The sequence below is a fragment of the Staphylococcus sp. Marseille-Q5304 genome (genome assembly GCF_943737015.1).
In the GTDB taxonomy this organism is placed as follows: domain Bacteria; phylum Bacillota; class Bacilli; order Staphylococcales; family Staphylococcaceae; genus Staphylococcus; species Staphylococcus hsinchuensis.
In genome coordinates this window covers 430885-448766 of record NZ_CALSFP010000001.1, presented here as the reverse complement: position 1 = coordinate 448766, position 17882 = coordinate 430885, and the positions used below count along the sequence as shown (strand labels likewise).

The 17882-nt window shown below is 34.2% G+C and carries 17 protein-coding genes; 2 read left to right on the top strand and 15 right to left on the bottom strand.

Annotated features, from left to right (window positions below):
- Positions 1-62: 62 nt before the first annotated feature.
- The 6 genes from NGI30_RS02155 to NGI30_RS02130 all read right to left on the bottom strand — a co-directional run bounded on the left by NGI30_RS02155 (position 63) and on the right by NGI30_RS02130 (position 7161).
- On the bottom strand, positions 63-1025 hold the full coding sequence (locus NGI30_RS02155; protein ID WP_251942591.1) for a FecCD family ABC transporter permease: 963 nt from the start codon (positions 1023-1025) through the stop codon (positions 63-65).
- Entirely contained in the window at positions 1022-2053 is a 1032-nt protein-coding gene (locus tag NGI30_RS02150) for a FecCD family ABC transporter permease (protein ID WP_251518097.1), read from the bottom strand. The genes NGI30_RS02155 and NGI30_RS02150 overlap by 4 nt, the downstream gene beginning before the upstream one ends.
- A gap of 12 nt (positions 2054-2065) precedes the next feature.
- Entirely contained in the window at positions 2066-3076 is a 1011-nt protein-coding gene (locus NGI30_RS02145; protein ID WP_251518094.1) for an ABC transporter substrate-binding protein, read from the bottom strand.
- A 79-nt stretch (positions 3077-3155) separates the two neighbouring features.
- The gene (locus NGI30_RS02140) at positions 3156-4229 is read right to left on the bottom strand and encodes an alanine racemase (RefSeq protein ID WP_251518092.1); all 1074 of its coding nucleotides are present in this window, start codon (positions 4227-4229) and stop codon (positions 3156-3158) included.
- A gap of 2 nt (positions 4230-4231) precedes the next feature.
- On the bottom strand, positions 4232-5989 hold the full coding sequence (locus tag NGI30_RS02135) for an IucA/IucC family protein (RefSeq protein WP_251942588.1): 1758 nt from the start codon (positions 5987-5989) through the stop codon (positions 4232-4234).
- Positions 5986-7161: an MFS transporter gene (locus NGI30_RS02130; protein ID WP_251942586.1), complete on the bottom strand. Its 1176-nt coding sequence runs from the start codon at positions 7159-7161 to the stop codon at positions 5986-5988. The genes NGI30_RS02135 and NGI30_RS02130 overlap by 4 nt, the downstream gene beginning before the upstream one ends.
- A 104-nt stretch (positions 7162-7265) precedes the next feature.
- On the opposite strand from NGI30_RS02130, the gene NGI30_RS02125 reads away from it, so the two are divergent.
- Complete coding sequence (locus tag NGI30_RS02125) at positions 7266-9221, top strand: IucA/IucC family protein (RefSeq protein WP_251942585.1); 1956 nt, start codon at positions 7266-7268, stop codon at positions 9219-9221.
- Positions 9222-9363: 142 nt separating this feature from the next.
- Here the strand turns inward: NGI30_RS02125 and NGI30_RS02120 are convergent, their stop codons facing one another.
- The 6 genes from NGI30_RS02120 to NGI30_RS02095 all read right to left on the bottom strand — a co-directional run bounded on the left by NGI30_RS02120 (position 9364) and on the right by NGI30_RS02095 (position 14786).
- A complete protein-coding gene (locus tag NGI30_RS02120; protein ID WP_251518080.1) occupies positions 9364-9870 on the bottom strand; it encodes an Asp23/Gls24 family envelope stress response protein in 507 nt (168 codons plus the stop codon).
- A 67-nt stretch (positions 9871-9937) separates the two neighbouring features.
- Positions 9938-10177: a DUF2273 domain-containing protein gene (locus NGI30_RS02115; protein WP_251518077.1), complete on the bottom strand. Its 240-nt coding sequence runs from the start codon at positions 10175-10177 to the stop codon at positions 9938-9940.
- A 12-nt stretch (positions 10178-10189) separates the two neighbouring features.
- The gene (gene amaP / locus NGI30_RS02110; protein WP_251518075.1) at positions 10190-10726 is read right to left on the bottom strand and encodes an alkaline shock response membrane anchor protein AmaP; all 537 of its coding nucleotides are present in this window, start codon (positions 10724-10726) and stop codon (positions 10190-10192) included.
- 164 nt (positions 10727-10890) lie between these two features.
- Positions 10891-12414 (bottom strand): BCCT family transporter, encoded by a 1524-nt coding sequence (locus NGI30_RS02105; RefSeq protein WP_251942583.1) that lies wholly within the window; start codon positions 12412-12414, stop codon positions 10891-10893.
- A 315-nt stretch (positions 12415-12729) separates the two neighbouring features.
- The gene (locus tag NGI30_RS02100) at positions 12730-13761 is read right to left on the bottom strand and encodes a zinc-binding alcohol dehydrogenase family protein (protein ID WP_251943910.1); all 1032 of its coding nucleotides are present in this window, start codon (positions 13759-13761) and stop codon (positions 12730-12732) included.
- A gap of 17 nt (positions 13762-13778) precedes the next feature.
- A complete protein-coding gene (locus tag NGI30_RS02095; protein ID WP_251942581.1) occupies positions 13779-14786 on the bottom strand; it encodes an NADP-dependent oxidoreductase in 1008 nt (335 codons plus the stop codon).
- Positions 14787-14939: 153 nt separating this feature from the next.
- Here NGI30_RS02095 and NGI30_RS02090 point away from each other — a divergent pair, with 153 nt between their 5' ends.
- On the top strand, positions 14940-15926 hold the full coding sequence (locus NGI30_RS02090; RefSeq protein ID WP_251518064.1) for an LLM class flavin-dependent oxidoreductase: 987 nt from the start codon (positions 14940-14942) through the stop codon (positions 15924-15926).
- Between the two features lie 97 nt (positions 15927-16023).
- On the opposite strand, the gene rpsI is transcribed toward NGI30_RS02090, so the two are convergent.
- The 3 genes from rpsI to truA all read right to left on the bottom strand — a co-directional run bounded on the left by rpsI (position 16024) and on the right by truA (position 17880).
- Positions 16024-16416, bottom strand: coding sequence for a 30S ribosomal protein S9 (rpsI, locus tag NGI30_RS02085; protein ID WP_251518061.1), 393 nt, complete (start codon positions 16414-16416; stop codon positions 16024-16026).
- A 19-nt stretch (positions 16417-16435) separates the two neighbouring features.
- Entirely contained in the window at positions 16436-16873 is a 438-nt protein-coding gene (gene rplM, locus NGI30_RS02080) for a 50S ribosomal protein L13 (protein ID WP_251518058.1), read from the bottom strand.
- Between the two features lie 182 nt (positions 16874-17055).
- On the bottom strand, positions 17056-17880 hold the full coding sequence (gene truA, locus NGI30_RS02075; protein ID WP_251942578.1) for a tRNA pseudouridine(38-40) synthase TruA: 825 nt from the start codon (positions 17878-17880) through the stop codon (positions 17056-17058).
- Between the last annotated feature and the right edge of the window lie 2 nt (positions 17881-17882).

Here is a 17882-nt window from a genome sequence, read left to right as displayed (position 1 = left end):
ACATTATTTATCATACTATATACATAATTTAATTGCTTCACAATATATTTTCACTTAAGGGATCATATTTTTCTCAATAAGAATAAGAAATATGGAACTCCAACAATTGCAACTATGACACCAACGGGGATATCTAATGGAGGGTGAATACCTCGTGCTAAACCATCGCTGAGTGTGAGTAATAATGCTCCCATTAAACCAGACATAATCGTAATATGAATATGTTTATGTCCTACTATACGTCGTGCGATATGCGGTGCAATTAATCCTAGAAAACTTAATCCTCCTACAACTGATATCGATGCACCAGCTAATATGACTGCTAATAGCAACAGAATCATTTTAGTTCTCTTAACCTTTGCACCTAATGCGATAGCAATATCATCACCTAACGATAAAATATCCAGTTGATTACAAAAATATACAATTAATGGTACTGCTATAATAAACCACGGCAATATTACTAAAACATTCGACATGTTATGTCCGTATAAACTACCAGTCAACCACACTAATGCTTTATTAGCATCTAAAGGGTTACGGATGAGTAAATATTGTACAATCGCTGAACAAATCGCCCCAATTGCCAAACCAATTAATGCGAGTTTTGACCCGCTCACATTAAATTTTGAAATCAGTACCGTTAAAATCACACTAATAATCAATGCACCAAAAAATGAACCAAATGGTAAAACAAATAATGGCGCTGATGGAAATAACATAATGATAATGACAGCTGTTAAACTGGCACCTTTAGTTATACCAATAACGTCAGGAGAAGCTAAAGGGTTTCGTACAACTCCTTGTATTAACGAACCTGACATAGCTAGACTACTACCCACGATGAGACCTAATAACATTCTCGGCAAACGATATTCATTCAATATAAAATTATCGTGTGTGAAAATTCCCTTAATTGCATCTATTGGGTTTATCATTACAGAACCAATAGATAAAGTGGCAACTGAAGCTAAGAGCAGCAGTATAACAACTATTACATATCTTATTGTTAATTGCTTACTCATAGGCTTTCCACTCCTTTAATCGTAATCACTAAGAAATAAATAGCACCTAAAAATGCAGTTACAATTCCAACAGGTGATTCAAATGGATACGCAACTAATCGACTCAATACATCAGATAACATTAATAAATCTGCGCCTATAATCATCGTTAAAGGCACCATTAGCTTATAGTCCGTACGTATATAATGCTTAACGATATGCGGTACGATTAAACCTACAAACCCAATAGGTCCTGCTACTGAGACTGAAGCACCAGCCATTACGATTACTAATACACCTGTAATAAGACGTAGCATTTTAACATTTTGACCTAAGGCAGTTGCTAAATCTTCACCAAGTTCCATAATTGTTAGTTGACGTGCTATTAATATCGTGATGATAAATGCAATTATTAACCAAGGTAAGATAGCGATAACTTGTGCCCATTTTATTGTTGAAAGTGAACCAACAAGCCAAAACATAACTGATGTAGTCGCATCTTCATTCAATAAGATAATACCTTGAGTCATACTTGAAAAGAATAGATGAATCGCCATTCCGGCAAGCGCTAACTTGACTGGTGTCATCCCTTTCGTTGAACCTGACAATAAATAAACGGTTAACCCACCGATGAAAGCACCAACAAAAGCAAGTATTGTAGAGAAGCCAGATAAAGCAGGGATTAACATTGTAATTAAAACCACTACAAATGAAGCACCTGAATTCACCCCAAAAATTTGAGGTGAAGCGAGTGGGTTTCTCGTCATCGCTTGCATAAGCAAACCGGATAATGCTAAAGCTGCCCCTATAATTAAACCAGCAAGCATTCTTGGCATACGTACACTATGTATTAAATTAGTTTGTTTTGTATGATCATTCAAAATATAATCTTTAAAATCATTGATATTTATCTGTGATGAACCAATACGTAAATTTAAATACATAATGACAAAAAGCGCACATACACTCACTATAAAAGTGAGCGCAGTGCGTTTTTGCATTTTAGTGTCTTTCGTATTGGTTTGACTAATATTTGATTGTTTAGTCATTACCATTTCACCTTACTTTGATTGTTTGTCTTTTTGTCTTTCTTTAGAAATTTCAACAAGTTCTTTCGCAATTTCTTCAGAAGATATGATACCACGCGCACGTGCCCAAGTATTTCTATCTACTACTGATACTCTATCATTTTTTACTGCTTTTAGGTCTTTCCAAACCGCATCTTTTTCTTGCTTTTTAAGATCGGGATCATTTTTACCTTTAGCCGTCATGATAAACATGCGCCCAGGATCGATATCAGAAAGAACTTCTGAATTTAATTGTAAATAAGGTCCTTTTAAGTATTTAGACAAGTTATCTGTTTTAGTTTTATTTAAAGCATTTTTAAAGCCTAATTCTTTTAATAACTCACCTACGTAAGTATTCTCTGGGTGTGCTAATAAACCTGATTTAGATGCTACTGCTGGTAAAACGGGTTCAGATTTATCCATAGTAATCTTCTTGCTGTATTTATCCATTAATTTATCGTGCTTATCTAGTCTTTCTTTTCCTTTATCTTCTTTACCTACTGCTTTCGCAATTGTTTTAAATGCTTCGATATTATCTTTGTAATCACTATCGAAACTTGGTAAGAAGATTGTTGGAGCAATCTTTTCTAAATCTTTTTTAATGCCTTTATGTCTATTACTATCAGCAATAATAAGATCTGGCTTTTGATTACTAATTTCTTCTAAATTAGGTTGCTTTCTAGCACCCACAGATTTGTAATCACCAATTTTTTCACGTATAGAAGGTAAGATACGTTTTTTATCTCCATCATCCGCTACACCGGCTGGTTTAATGTCTAAAGCTGCCAATGCATCGACGAATGAGAATTCTAAAGCCACGACCTTTTTAGGATTTTTAGGTACTTTTGTAGTGCCTTCATCGTGTTTAATTGAAACCGTATCTTTACTTGATTTATTATTCTTCGATTTACCCGCTTCGTTATCACTCACACTGCCACATGCAGTTAAAACTAGTACGGCAACCATAAGAACAACAAGGCTCAAAAACTTTTTGCTGTGCTTCATCTACTTCACTCCTCATGTATGTATCAATTACACTTTTATTCTATTGATAACAATTATCATTGTCAATATGATTTTACATCTATTTATGAATATTTTTCGAAACACCCAAAACTTTATCAAAATTTTCATTAATTATTTGAATTGCTTCGTCTACAACATACGTTTTTGTAATATTAGGCATGTACATACTCTGTGCCATAGCACTGTAGCCTAAGCTAAATTGAATCTTATCACCAACTTGATAATTATCATGATTATATAAATCAACCATAACATGATCACTTGTTGCACCTAAAACGTCTACCTCATGATGTAACGGTTGTATTTCAGGAATTTTTGTATCTAGGTTGCCTATGTCAAGAATCGCCTGTAAATAATCATGATGCGATTGATGCCTCAATCTCGGTTTAATTTCTACGATTTCCGCTTCTAAAGTAATCGCATCTTGGTACAAAGCAGGTATTGGCGTATCTGTAGTGGTATTGACACCCCTAAATAAAGTTTCTCCTATTCTCAATTCATTGATTTTCCCTAGAGGACCTTTAGCCATTTCTGGTAATACGCTTGAATTCCCCCCTGAGACAATTTGCATGTTTAATGCTGTTTGGCTTTCAACGTGCGTTACAAATTCGTTAATTAATTGGATATCTTCAGTTGTTGGAGTATCAGAGTGAAAACACATAAAGTTAAAGGCCAATCCTTTCATTTTCACATGTTGCATATTTACGATTTTGTTTATATATTCTATAACTTCATATGTTTGTATACCTTCTCTTTCATCTTTCCAATCAACCATTAATAAAATTTCATGTGTTTTGTTTAGTGATTTCGCGATTTGATTAATGTGTTGTATCGTTTCCAATTCAGTTTGAATACTAATATTAGTATAGTTTACGATGTTTTTGAGTTCACTTTGATTACCAGTTCTTATCATTGTATAAGTATAATGACCATTGTAACTCTTTCTAATATTATCTATTCTAGCATCTGCAAAATGCGTTATGCCTATTTCAGCTAACGATTGAATGATTCGTTCATCCCCACCGACACCCTTAACTACAGGGGTAAAATGAATATGACTACGTTTACACATGTCTCGTAATATATGTGCATTATATTGTATTTTTGATAAATCTATCTTCAATTGTGCCATAGTTATACCTCTCTATATAACGGATTGTCTAAATCAATGGTCACATATTGCTTTACCTTACTTTCCATTCGCATACGTAACAGTGATTTAACTGTGATCTTTCTTCCAAATAAAACGTTATTGATTTGCGTTGCATGTGGTTTATTATTGTCAATCGAATCTTGGGTAACTTCTCGAACGATATCAAATAATTCACGTTCTGCGACACCTTCATATTGTGTAAAATGGTGTATTAACTCAGCAATTTGATTTTGAATCACTGCGTGTTGAAATTTCGCTATAACCGCTACAATATCTTCCGCGATTAAACTTTTATTCGTAAGTTCGACATGGGGCACACGATGATTAAATGTTGTTAAATCAATACGCGAACCACCAAGATCTCTCACATTGAATTTCATTTGAAATCCTTCGCCTAAACTCACAATAGTATTTTGCATATGCGCTTCTAAAGCAATACCAAAATCTTGGATATACGCAAGCAAAGGTTTAATCAGTGTTTCTGCATATGCTTTAATAAAACGTTTGATCGCTTTCGTTGTCACACCCTCACCAACCCAATCTAAATAACTATCTACAATTACTTTCCCGTCAACAGGGTTACGATTAACTAAACTTGCAGTTACAAGTGTTATACCATCATGATCTATCTTTGGTTGTTGCCTAACTATCACGCCTAATTGACGCGCAGTATTTAAATCTGTCATGGCATGTATACCGTAGGGTTCCATTGAAACCTGCAATTGTGGATATATGTTCAACATATCTTGTAACTCATAACTCAACTTAGGGCCATCAACGGTTGTTACTGTCGATACGGTTCTCACAGCACTCGTCGCTTGCACATTTACAGGTAATTTAATGTGGTACGGTTTATGCAGTAACGCCATCGTTCTAAAGGAAAGTGTTGCTTTAGATTCAATTTCAAATGGAGTTGGTAAAAGTTTGCTCTCTTTTATCCATTCAGAAAATTGTTGCACAATCACGTTGTCATATTGCCATGGATGGACAATCATAACTCTATAGTCTTCTAACTTTAGCTGATAAGGAGCGAGGAATGCTTCCAATTTCCCTTTATACTCTGGAATAATGTAATCCAAAATATATTGATCATTTTGTTCCATCGATGTTGTTACGCAATGTGTATGATGAATAAGCATGATTTTTAAAGGTATAATTTTTTCAAAATCAGGCGCATAACGTTTTACTTCTTCATCAGTTAATGGAAGTTTCGTTTTAGACAGAGGGTGCGTCGGATGTCCTTCAAGTATCAAACTTTCGGAATAATTTAATTCATCTAACTGATTGTTATCATTTAAATATTGTAACCAGGCAAAAAAGTTTAAACTCTCAGGCATTTTAGTAAATTGTAAACTAGATTTGATTAACGCCTTTCTGTTCTCAAAATGTTTATACGTTAATACAAAGCCATTTCGACTAGAGACTAGTTCCTCTGTTAACCTTTGAGATACAGGTATATCAAAGTAATGTTCAATTATTTCTAATAAACGTTCTACGGAAGCTACTTCCTCAACTCTTTCACCTACCACAAATTGAGGAAAACCATTAAATTGATAGCGCATTAATGCTGTGGTTCTCACTTTTTCTATATTCAATTTGTAGTTATTTTTGTTAAATATCACCAATTCGTCACTTTCACTTAATTGCGTATCCTCAGTATAAATATGTTCCTTTATCATCGCATTTATGATACGGTGTTGAACATTTTGATCGGCAACTAGCCACATTTGTTGATTCATACAACTTTGCCTCCATCTTTACTAAATTTATTAATAATAAGAAATACGATTCCAATAACTGTTGTACTGATACCCATAATTAAAAATGTTTCAATAATACCAATTAAATCAGCAAGAAAACTCATCACAACAGCACCTAAAGGTATCATGCCTCTATCCATCATCACGACACTTAATATTTTACCCCGATGTTCTCTCGGTAATTGCTTTTGAAAATATACTCTATTTGTCGTTCTGGCCCATTGACTAAATAATCCAATAAAGAAAAGAGAAATAAATAAAATTATTGTTTGGTTACTCATAGCACCTATTAATGCGATACCAAACAATATTGAACTAAAATAGTACATATGAACCATTGAAATTTTATTAAGTAAATTTGGTAATATCATCGTCGCGATAATACCCCCTATCGCACAACACGTCATTGCATTACCAAAAATGGCGACCTGATCTGGAAATGTCTTATCGGTTAGTACAGGTAATAATGTGGTATATGTAAAACCTGTAGCCATAATTAATAATGACGTAATGAAAATTCGCGCACCTATGCGATGATCCTTAAAATATTCGAGTACAAACTTAATGCTTACTTTAGATTGTTCACGTGTTTGAATATTTTTTGGAAATTTCAAAGGTATACAACAAAGTACTGCGATAAAGTAACACAGTGCTTGTACCGAAAAACTCACTTCAGCGTTATAAGTTGCCATGATAAACCCAGCAACTGCTGGCCCAATTGAACGACATATATTAATAATAAATGAATGATATGATACGGCTTGTGTCGTTGATAATCGTTCAGTTAAATCTGGTAATACGGCTTGTCTTACAGGTGTTTCAACTGCACTAATGATACCGCGTCCAAGTGAATATATTAAAAATATAGCGATAGGTAGATTATTATTTTGTAAAACTAATAAACATAATATTGTCGTTAATATAAATGATGAAGTAATTGTGATGCGCAATAGTTTACCACGATCACATCTGTCTGCTAATGCCCCAGCCCACAAACTAATGAGTAAAATTGGTACTAGCCTAAAAAAGTTAATTAAACCTAAGTAAATTGCATTGTGATATAAATTAAACACATACCAATTTAAAGTGATTTGGCCAATCCAATTTCCTAAAAACAGTAAGAATGAACTAGGAAAGAAGTATTTTGCCATGATATTCCACCTATCTTTTTAATTGATAACAATTCTCATTATCGTTAATATAGATTATACAAATATTGTATACATTTGTAAAATAAATTTTAGAGGTGCTTTATATGAATTCGAACAATAATTTTTCCAGTTTAAATATAGAACTCACGCATGACGAACGTGAGGCCTTATCTTATTTAAATTCCACAAACAAATTATGGGCCGAGCATTTCAACACTATGCTCATGCCAAGTAGAGATAAAATAACACAACGTTTGATTACTTCATTACATAGAGAGAATTTGGTCAATAGTCGTGAGAGAAGTAATATTGTTGATATTTCAAACCTACCCTACTCATTAAATACAAACTGTCACCAAGTTTTAAAAATCGCTTTCCCAACTACTGATAAAACATTGTATGCTCCTATTAGTGGTATACATGCTTTTGACCGTATAGATGTTCAAGGCCCATTTTACATAACCAATCAACATCAAATACAACGCGTACTGCATCCAGAAACAATATTAAATCTAATTTTCAGTGAAGCACCTCACTTAAATAATGAAGCCAGTGAACAATTTTTAGACGATATAAATAATAGTGCTGCAAACATGGCGATTGCTTTAAGCTTTCAAACATATCAACTTGCTGATGTAACCGTGCCATTGTTTGAGCTCATTAATCAACATCAAGATCCTTATTTAAGATCTGAACAAGCCGTGATAGAAGGACACCCACTTCATCCAGGTGCTAAATTACGAAAAGGGATGAGTCCTGCTACAACAATCAACTATTCATCTGAATTTGGTCATCCTATCCCGATGCATTTTGTATTAATTGCAAAAGATATAGCCAAAGTTGCTACTTTAGATGGTGATTATAATTCAACGATATATCATCAATTTAAAGGATTACATGACGTAGCGTTACAACACGTAAGCGCTCAACAACTAGAACAATATTATGTGATGGCCATTCATCCGTGGCAATACGACAATATTTTGTTGAAGGAATATCAAGAAGAGCTAAAATCTGGTCAAATGATACCACTTCAATATGATATCAATTATTTTGCAGGGTTATCATTCAGAACATTGATGCCAGAATTACCGATAACGACACCTCATATTAAACTGTCGACAAATGTCCATATTACTGGTGAAATTCGTACACTTTCTGAACAAACAACGATTAATGGACCTCAGTTAACTGCTATTTTAAATAATATTAAGTCTACCGATCCATTATTTAGTGAAATTGAGGCCGATACTATTGATGAAATTGCTGGGATTCATTTTTATCACCCTTCTGATTCATCTGATGTACAAGTACAACGTAGCGAACAATTGGGGACTTTATTTAGAACGAACATCAACCAAATGATTTCATCTGACACGGTACCATTGATACCATCCAGTTTAGTCGCAACACATCCGTTAAACGATGAGACGCCTTTAGTATCACTGATTAAACTTTACAAAGCACACCAAAACATTGAGTCATTTAATAAAGCGTCAATTGAATGGTTTAAACAGTACAGTCAAGCAATTCTCGATATGACTTTACCTTTAGTAGTCAAATATGGTATCGCCATGGAAGCACATTTACAAAATACGATTGCAAGTTTCAATCAAGACGGTAGTTTAAATAAAATGTATATTAGAGATTTTGAGGGGCTACGTATTGATAAAGTACAGCTCAATCAAGCTGGATATTCAACCGAGCACTTCCATGAAAAATCTTTAATATTAACGGATTCTAAAACTACAGTATTTAATAAAATGTTTTACTCTACGATTCAAAATCATCTAGGAGAACTTATTGCAAGTATTGCTAAATCGTGTGATAACCGGAAATTAGAATCAACAATATGGTCGGAAATTAGCGATATTATTGACGTTAAACTTAATCAAATTGCTAACTCAATGTCTGAGTCAGAGCAATCTAATATTGATGCAATACGTCAAACAATCTTCGCACCAAAAATAGATTATAAATGTGTTACAACCATGCGATTAGAAGATGAAGCTGATTACTATACGTACATTCAAGTAAAAAATCCCTTGGTTCGAAAATAATGTTTAATTTTTCAACCCCCACTAAAAGAATTTATTCAAACTTTTAATGGGGGTTTTTATACAAATTGAAATATTAGATATTCAATAACACCAATAAAAAACCCTAAATGCATAATTGCATTTAGGGTTTTCTAAATTTATATTATTTTAAATTCTTTTGTTCATTTGAAGGGTTATCGCCTTTTTCTTTCTTTTGAGCCCACTCTTTTCTAGTCATTACATCTTCAACGCGCATATTAACTTCTACTACATCTAAACCAGTAATGTGTTTAACTTGTTCTTTCACTAAGTCAGTCACTTTGCGGAAGATTTTTGGTGCTGATTCACCATATTCTAAGATTACTTTTAAGTCTACTGCGGCTTGTTTTTCACCAACTTCAACGCTTACACCTTGTGTTACGTTGTTGCTGCTTCCAAATGAGTTTGAAATGTTATCGACAAAGCCGCCTTTCATTTCTAAGATGCCTTGTACTTCACGTGCTGCGATTCCAGCAATTTTTTCAACTACTTCGTCTGAAAAAGTTAATTTATTAGAAAATTGTTGCTCTTGGTTTTGTTGTTGTTGTGCTTGTTGTTCGCGTCTTTCTTGTTCAGTTACACCTGTTTGGTTGTCATATGCTTGTTTAGCTTTATTGTTATCTACTGCCATAATAATTCTCCTTTATAATAAATATTTTATAAGTCAATGGCCAAATGTTGTTTTCTCTTTATACAAACTAACTCCATCGATTTAAAAAGTTAAGAAAATCTTGTGTTCGATCTTTCGTATACCCTATACCTACGCCAATCAAACATAAAACGATGATTAAAATTGTACTCCAGAAACCTATATTTAAAAATAGTAACGCAATGATTAAAAATGCTAGGAAACCAATGATTCTCCATTTATATTCCTTGAAGAAATTGATGATTTGTTGTAGAGAATCTTGTTCATTTGAATTATTATTTTCACTCATGATATCCCTCCCTTACAACACTCGCTTGCCTGCAGTTTTTTGGTCTTTCACGTTAACTTCTAACTTCGAAACTGGTAATTCTGTAAAATGTTCAACATTTTGCTTGATATCATTTCTAATTTCTTCCGTTAACGAATTCACTTGTACATCGCCAGGAACGAAAAAATCTGCTTTTAATGCTATATGCGATTTCTTTTTCTTGTTATAAAGTTTTGCTACTACATTCGGTTGTCTGACTTCATCATATTTCAAAATAGTGTCGTACGCTGATTTCTCAACTGACTTTCTTGAAATATAAATATGGCCGTCTTCAAAATCTTTATATAATCCAGGCTTTCTATACGTAGGTTTAAACAAGCTGAATACCATTATAAGACCGATTAAGATGAGTAACGCCGACAAACCAATTAATGTTGGAACGAACCAATTAAAGTGCATTAATTGATCTTGGTATTTACTAATACGTGAATCTTTAATAAACATAAATAGTAATACTCCGACAATTACTACAATTAATAGCCCTAGTATAAAATTCTTTAGTCGTTTCACCTCGTATGCCACCTCCAATACTATAATATGTTGCTGTTGTTACAACTGATTAATACCCTTTATACAATCGCTAAAAACCTATATTTTTATTATTTTATGGTAAAAGTTACATTTTCAATTAAAGAAGTGATTTTCCTTAATTTAAGATAAAAATTATTTGCTTTTTATGCATTTTCATGTCTTTCCCGTTTCTTTTTACTGGATCGTGGTTTTTCTACAGCTAATGATTTAAACAATGACCACACCATTAAAATTATCACTATGGAGAATGGTAATGCCGCAATAATCAATAAATTTTGAATTGATTGCGTTCCACCAGTATAAATCATGATAACCGCGAACAACGCGAGAATAACTCCCCAACTTACTTTTACGATACTAGAAGGATTAATTGAACCTTTTGAACTTAACATACCTAACACATATGTGGCTGAATCTGCTGAAGTAACGAAGAATATCATAATAACCACTAAAGTGATGATACTTAATAAGAAACCTAATGGATAATGTTGCAACGTTGCGAAGGTTGCTGTTTCTGTCGCTTCCTTTGCAATATTTGCTACTTTATTTTGCTGTAACTGCATTGCTGAAGCTCCAAACACTGCGAAAAATAAGAAACAAACTACTGCTGGCACAAATAAAACACCAATAATAAATTCTTTGATTGTACGACCACGAGATACACGAGCGATAAATATTCCAACAAATGGCGCCCATGAAATCCACCAAGCCCAGTAGAAAATTGTCCATTGTTGAAGCCATTTATATTTTTCTCCACCTGATTGTGGTATACGTAAACTCATTTTAAAGAAATTAGCAATGTAATCACCAAGTGAGTTAGTAAACGTATTTAAGATTGTTAATGTAGGTCCTACACAAAACAAAATTAATAGCACAATAAACGCAAGCACCATATTAATATTACTTAATCCTTTAATACCTTTATCAATACCTGACCAGGCCGACCAAGTAATTAATATCGTTGCTATAATAATGATGACTACTTGCATGCCAAAGTTAGACGGTACTTTAAACAAGAAATTTAAACCTTCATTAATTTGTAATGCACCAAAACCTAACGTGGCAGCAACCCCTGTCACTGTGGCAATTATCGCTAATACGTCTATAGCGCCTCCAACAGGCCCCTTCATCATCTTAGAGCCCAATATAGGTGTTAACGTAGCACTAACTAAACCAGGGTAACCTCTATGGAAACTAAAATAAGCAAACACTAAACCGACGATGCCATACACTGCCCATGCATGAACACCCCAATGGAAAAATGAAAATTGCATTGCATCATTTATTGCTGCTTGTGTCCCTTTTTTATGTAACGGTGTTAACGTATATGCATGACTTATTGGTTCTGCTGTCGTCCAGAATACAAGGCCAATTCCCATACCTGCGCTAAATAACATAGCGAACCATGATTTAAGAGAAAACTCTGGATCCTCACCTTCTTCACCTAATGTGATTGAAGCAAAGCGAGAGAATAATAAATATACGCAAACTACTAATATAGCTAAAACAAGTAATAAATAATACCAACCAAAATTAACTGCAATAAAGTTGGTAATTGTTTGAGTTACTTTCTCAAGTTGTTTCGGTAGAATTGCACCATAAATAACAAATAGTGTACAAATTGCTAGTGCAATCCAAAATACTGCTGTTAATTTTTTTAACCGCATGTCAAAATAACACTCCCTTTTCTTTGTACAATTTATATACCCGTTTATAATGAAAATAAAAATATTTTTCGTGAACCTTGCGCAAGTTTATCGTAAATATATTAATTAATAATATTTTATTATATATTAAATAATCAAATCCATATAAAACCATATTAAAAGCCACCAGCGAAGATAAAACTAATCTTCGTTGGTGGCTTAGAATCTGAATTGAAAACGAGCTTATATCAAGCTTTTCCATCCCAGTCATCATTGTCAGGGTGGGATTACGAAATCTCTATTAAAAAATTCGATTTCTATTCCACTCCGCTTATTTTAATTTTCGCTATCTTCATCAACTTGAATGACTAACTTACCAATCATCTTATGGCTTTCTAGTATTTCATGTGCTTTAAAAAGCGTTTCTGTCGTAAGCCCATTTAATGTTTGATTTAATGTCGTGTGATAAACGCCGTCATCAACCTTTTGTGCAATATCTTGTAAATAAGTTTGATGTTTTTGCATATCTTCAGTTTGATGTAACGGTCTTGTGAACATGAATTCGTGTGTAAATGTGACACTCTTTGATTTTAATAAATTCAAATCTTGTTTGTCTTGAAACGCAACAATTGTAGTAATCTTGCCATGTGGCTTTACGAGTTCAATCATTTTTTCATAATAAGCATCAGTATTAAAGGTGCAAAATATATAATCAACATCAGCAAGGTCGTGTTTTTTAAATTCATCTGATAGGTCATTTTTATGGTTAAGGACGAGGTCTGCCCCCATCTGTTTTGACCATTCTATCGTTTCTGTTCTAGAAGCTGTAGTAATGACACGTAACCCATAAGCTTTGGCAATTTGAGTTGCAATACTGCCAACCCCACCACTACCATTTATGATTAACAATGTTTTACCACGATTTTCCTGTGGATTTTCTGAGATATTGAAAGTATCAAATAACGTCTCATAAGCTGTTAAACCTGTTAACGGTAGTGCAGCCGCTTCAGTCGGCTTCAATGATTGAGGTGCGTGTGCAACTAAACGTACATCCATAAGTTGATACTGCTGATTGGCACCTGCATAAGATGGCGCACCAGAATAAAATACTCTGTCACCTTTTTTAAATGTTGAAACATTGTTTCCGATTTTTTCAATCGTTCCTACTGCATCATAACCTAATATACGATGTTTTTCTTCATCACTAAATGGTTGTTGTCTCAATTTCGTATCTACAGGATTGACACTCAACGTCTCTACTTTAATTAGTATTTCTCCCTCACCAGGTTCCGGCTGAGGTATATCTATTTCTGAAAATTGGTTCCCATCATCTAATGAAAATTGATTATTTGAAACAATTGCTTTCATCATACCAACTCCTAAATTTAATCCACTTCTGCAACTTTTACTACTTGTTTACCGAAATTATCACCAGTAAATAAGTTTCTAAAAGCTTGCGGTAGGTTGTCGAACCCTTCCATAATTGAAGTTTTCGTTTTTATTTGGTCTGATTGTACCCATTGTGCTAATTCTTTACTAGCATTTTTAAAGTCATTTGCATAATTACCAACAATGAAACCTTTCATCAATGCTTGTGATTTAATCAATATTGGTTGAATGCGTGGACCATGTTCAATTTCTGTATCGTTATATTGAGAAATCGCACCGCATACAGGAATTCGTGCAAACTGATTTAAGTGTTTAAACACTTTATCTGCAATATCGCCACCTACATTTTCGAAATAAACGTCGATACCATTAGGCACTGCATTAGCTAGCTGCTCATTGAAATCATCTTTTTTATAATCAACAGCGGCATCAAAACCTAATTCCTCAGTTAAGTAGGCTGTTTTCTCAGGACCACCCGCAATACCAACAACATGTGCGCCTTTAATTTTTGCAATTTGACCTACGACTGAACCTACTGCCCCTGATGCTGCTGAAACTACAACCGTTTCTTCTGGTTGAGGTTCTCCTATTTTTAATAGTCCGTGATATGCTGTTTGACCTGTTAGACCTAATACACTTAGATATAAATATAATGGCACATCAGTTTGTGATACTTTGGTCATATCTTCGCCTGAAATGTTTGTCACCTTTTGCCATGGTGCTCTACCTGTTACAATATCACCTTTTTCAAATTGTGAATGCTTTGATTCTGTGACTTTACCGACAAGATGACTTGTAATTGGCTCATCAAGTTGAAACGGTGGCACGTAAGATTTTGTGTCATTCATTCTACCTCTCAAGTAAGGATCTACTGAAATATATAAAGCTTCAACTTGAATTTCATCGTCTTGTAAATCATTTAATTCTACTGTTTCGGTACGAAATACATCATCAGAAGGAATTCCTTGTGGTCTTTGTGCTAATACAATACGTTCATTGTTCATAAAACATGCCTCCATTCATTCTTTTATTTCATTTTAAATGGAGGAGCTTGTACAAGGCAATCAAATCGTTTATAGGAGATTTACATAGCGTGTTATGATGACCTTAACTTTAACATTGAACGTAGAAACACCAAATTGATAGGAGCAACTTAAATGAAGCTAAGTGTTTTAGACTATGTACCTATTTTTGAAGGCCGCAATACTACAGAAGCTTTGAATCATTCTATAGAACTCGCACAATGGGCAGAACAATTAGGATACCATCGATATTGGGTTGCAGAACATCATCAAGTCTTATCTGTCGCATCTAGCGCTCCAGAGATGATTATGATGTCACTGTTAGAAAATACGTCGACAATTCGTATCGGTAGTGGCGGTATTATGTTGCCGCATTATAGTGCCTATAAAGTGAGCGAACAGTTGAAAATTATGGAAGCCAGACATCCAAATAGAGTCGATATTGGTACGGGAAAATCATCGAGCTTTAGAAATGTGAATGAAGCATTAAACGAACATAAAGATAAAAGCGAAGTCAATTATAGTACGCAAATTGATGACTTATTAGCTTATTTTAATGATGACACATCAGAACATAATCGTTTTAAAGGCTTATTAGCCACACCTCAAATTGCTACCCAACCTCAAATGTTCATATTAGGCATGAGTACGCGGAGTGCCAAACTTGCTGCAGAAAAAGGACTACCACTCGTTGTGATGCAAATGGGTCAACAGCAACGGGCATTAAATTCGGTTATTGAAACTTATCGTTCGCATTTTAAACAGCTCCATTCAGATAAACAGCCTTATGTGATGTTAGCTACTTTCGTGGTAACTGCTAAAAATGAGAAAGTGTTAAATGATTTGTTACGCGCATTTCATTTATGGTTATTGCGAATAAATTATTTAAATCAACCTACGTCATATTACTCAATCCAATATGCGAATGAAAGAAAGTTTTCTGAAAGAGAACAAGCTAAAATTTATAAAAATAAAAGTCGTGTTATAGCAGGGTCCCCTGAGGAAGTTAAGGAAGCGTTAAATGGATTGTATGCTAAATACAATATTGATGAAGTTATGGTCATGCCTCATGTATACGGAGAAGAAAATCGAAAATCCTTGTTAGAACTTATTGCATTATAAAATAAAAAAAGCACGCTTTGGAATAATCCAAAGCGTGCTTTTTGAACGCAATTTGCGTATCGAAACTGTAAGCAAATAATTTCGCAACAGTGACAAATTAACGTTTTGAGAATTGTGGTGAACGACGTGCTTTTTTAAGACCTGGTTTCTTACGTTCTTTCATACGTGGGTCACGAGTTAGTAATCCAGCGCGTTTTAAAGAACCTCTGTACTCAGGGTCTGCTTCTAATAATGCACGTGAGATACCGTGACGGATTGCTTGAGCTTGTCCTGTGAATCCACCACCGTGAACGTTTACTAATACATCATAGTTACCTTTAGTTTCAGTTACTTCAAATGGTTGGTTTAAATCTAAGATTAATGATTCGAATGGTAAGTAGCTACGTACATCACGATCGTTTACAGTGATATTACCTTCACCAGGTACTAAACGTACACGTGCTACTGAGTTTTTACGACGGCCTGTGCCTCTATATTCAACTTGTGCCAATGTAATTTCCTCCTTCTAATTAACCACGTAACTCGTAGTTTTCTGGTTGTTGTGCAGCGTGTGGATGTTCAGCGCCACCATATACAAATAGTTTTTTACCTTGTTTTTCGCCTAAGCGGTTACTTGGTAACATACCTTTAATTGAAGTTTCAAGTAAACGCTCTGGGTTAGTTGCTCTTAACTCACCAGCTGTGATTGATTTGATTCCACCTGGGTGATTTGAGTGACGGTAATAAACTTTATCTTGTTCTTTATTACCAGTGAATTTAATTTTTGAAGCGTTAATGATGATTACATAATCACCAGTGTCAACGTGCGGTGTATAAGTTACTTTATTCTTACCACGTAAAATAGATGCTACTTCAGATGATAAACGACCTAATGTTTGTCCGTCTGCATCGATAACATACCATTTACGTTCAATGTTTGATTCATTTGCCATAAATGTTTGACGCATTTCATTGTCCTCCTAGAGTAAATAAATAAATATTTCTTGTTTAATAGTAGATACTCTTAAATCATAAATTTTCATTTATTTCCATTATTTGTTCTACGTGCTTCTATATCTTGTAACACAATAAGTTTCCGGGGCTTATCGTGGGGTGATATAAAACAATACCGTTAATAATCGTATAATTTTTAAAGGGTTTTGTCAATCTCATTTTGATATTTTGTATCAATTTTTTTGTCTGTTAAAACGTCTTTTCCGTAATCTGAAATAAGTGCATTTTCCGTTAAATATACCTTTTGCAAGTACAGTCCTTCAGGTGGTGCTGTAAACGGAATTTTATTTCTATCTTTATCTGCTAATAACTGAGGGACAGCTTGAGGGTCTTGTTTGCCTTTCCCTACTTGAACTAAAAATGCCACTAGAACCCGAACCATATTGTATAAAAAGCCTGAACCAGCAACGATGTAATCAAAGCCATCTTCCGTTTTAACAATTTTACTATCATATAAAGTACGTACTTTGCTTTCTGTTTCTGCTTTTTGTGAGCAAAATGCTGTGAAGTCATGTGTTCCGATAAATAAGCGCGCTGCTTGTTGCATTTTTTCAATATCTAATTCTTCTGGTATGTGCTTTTTAAGTCCACTCTGAAACGGATCCTTACGCTGGTCTTGATACACTTTATAACGGTAGCATTTACCTAAACTGTCATATCTACAATGAAACTCTGAATCTACAAATGTTACTTCATTAACACATACGTCATCCGGTAAAAATCGATTCATTGCATACTGCCATTGTTGCCTAGATATATTGAGTTCCGTATCAAAATGAAAATACTGCTCAATCGCATGGACTCCTCTATCTGTGCGACTGGTAGGATGAATTCTGACGTGCCGTTTGTGCATTCTAGTCAAAATCTTTTCAAATTGTTGTTGTACTGTTCGACCATTTTGTTGGATTTGAAAGCCAAGAAACTGACTTCCTTGATATGAAATGTTTACTAAAACACGCATCT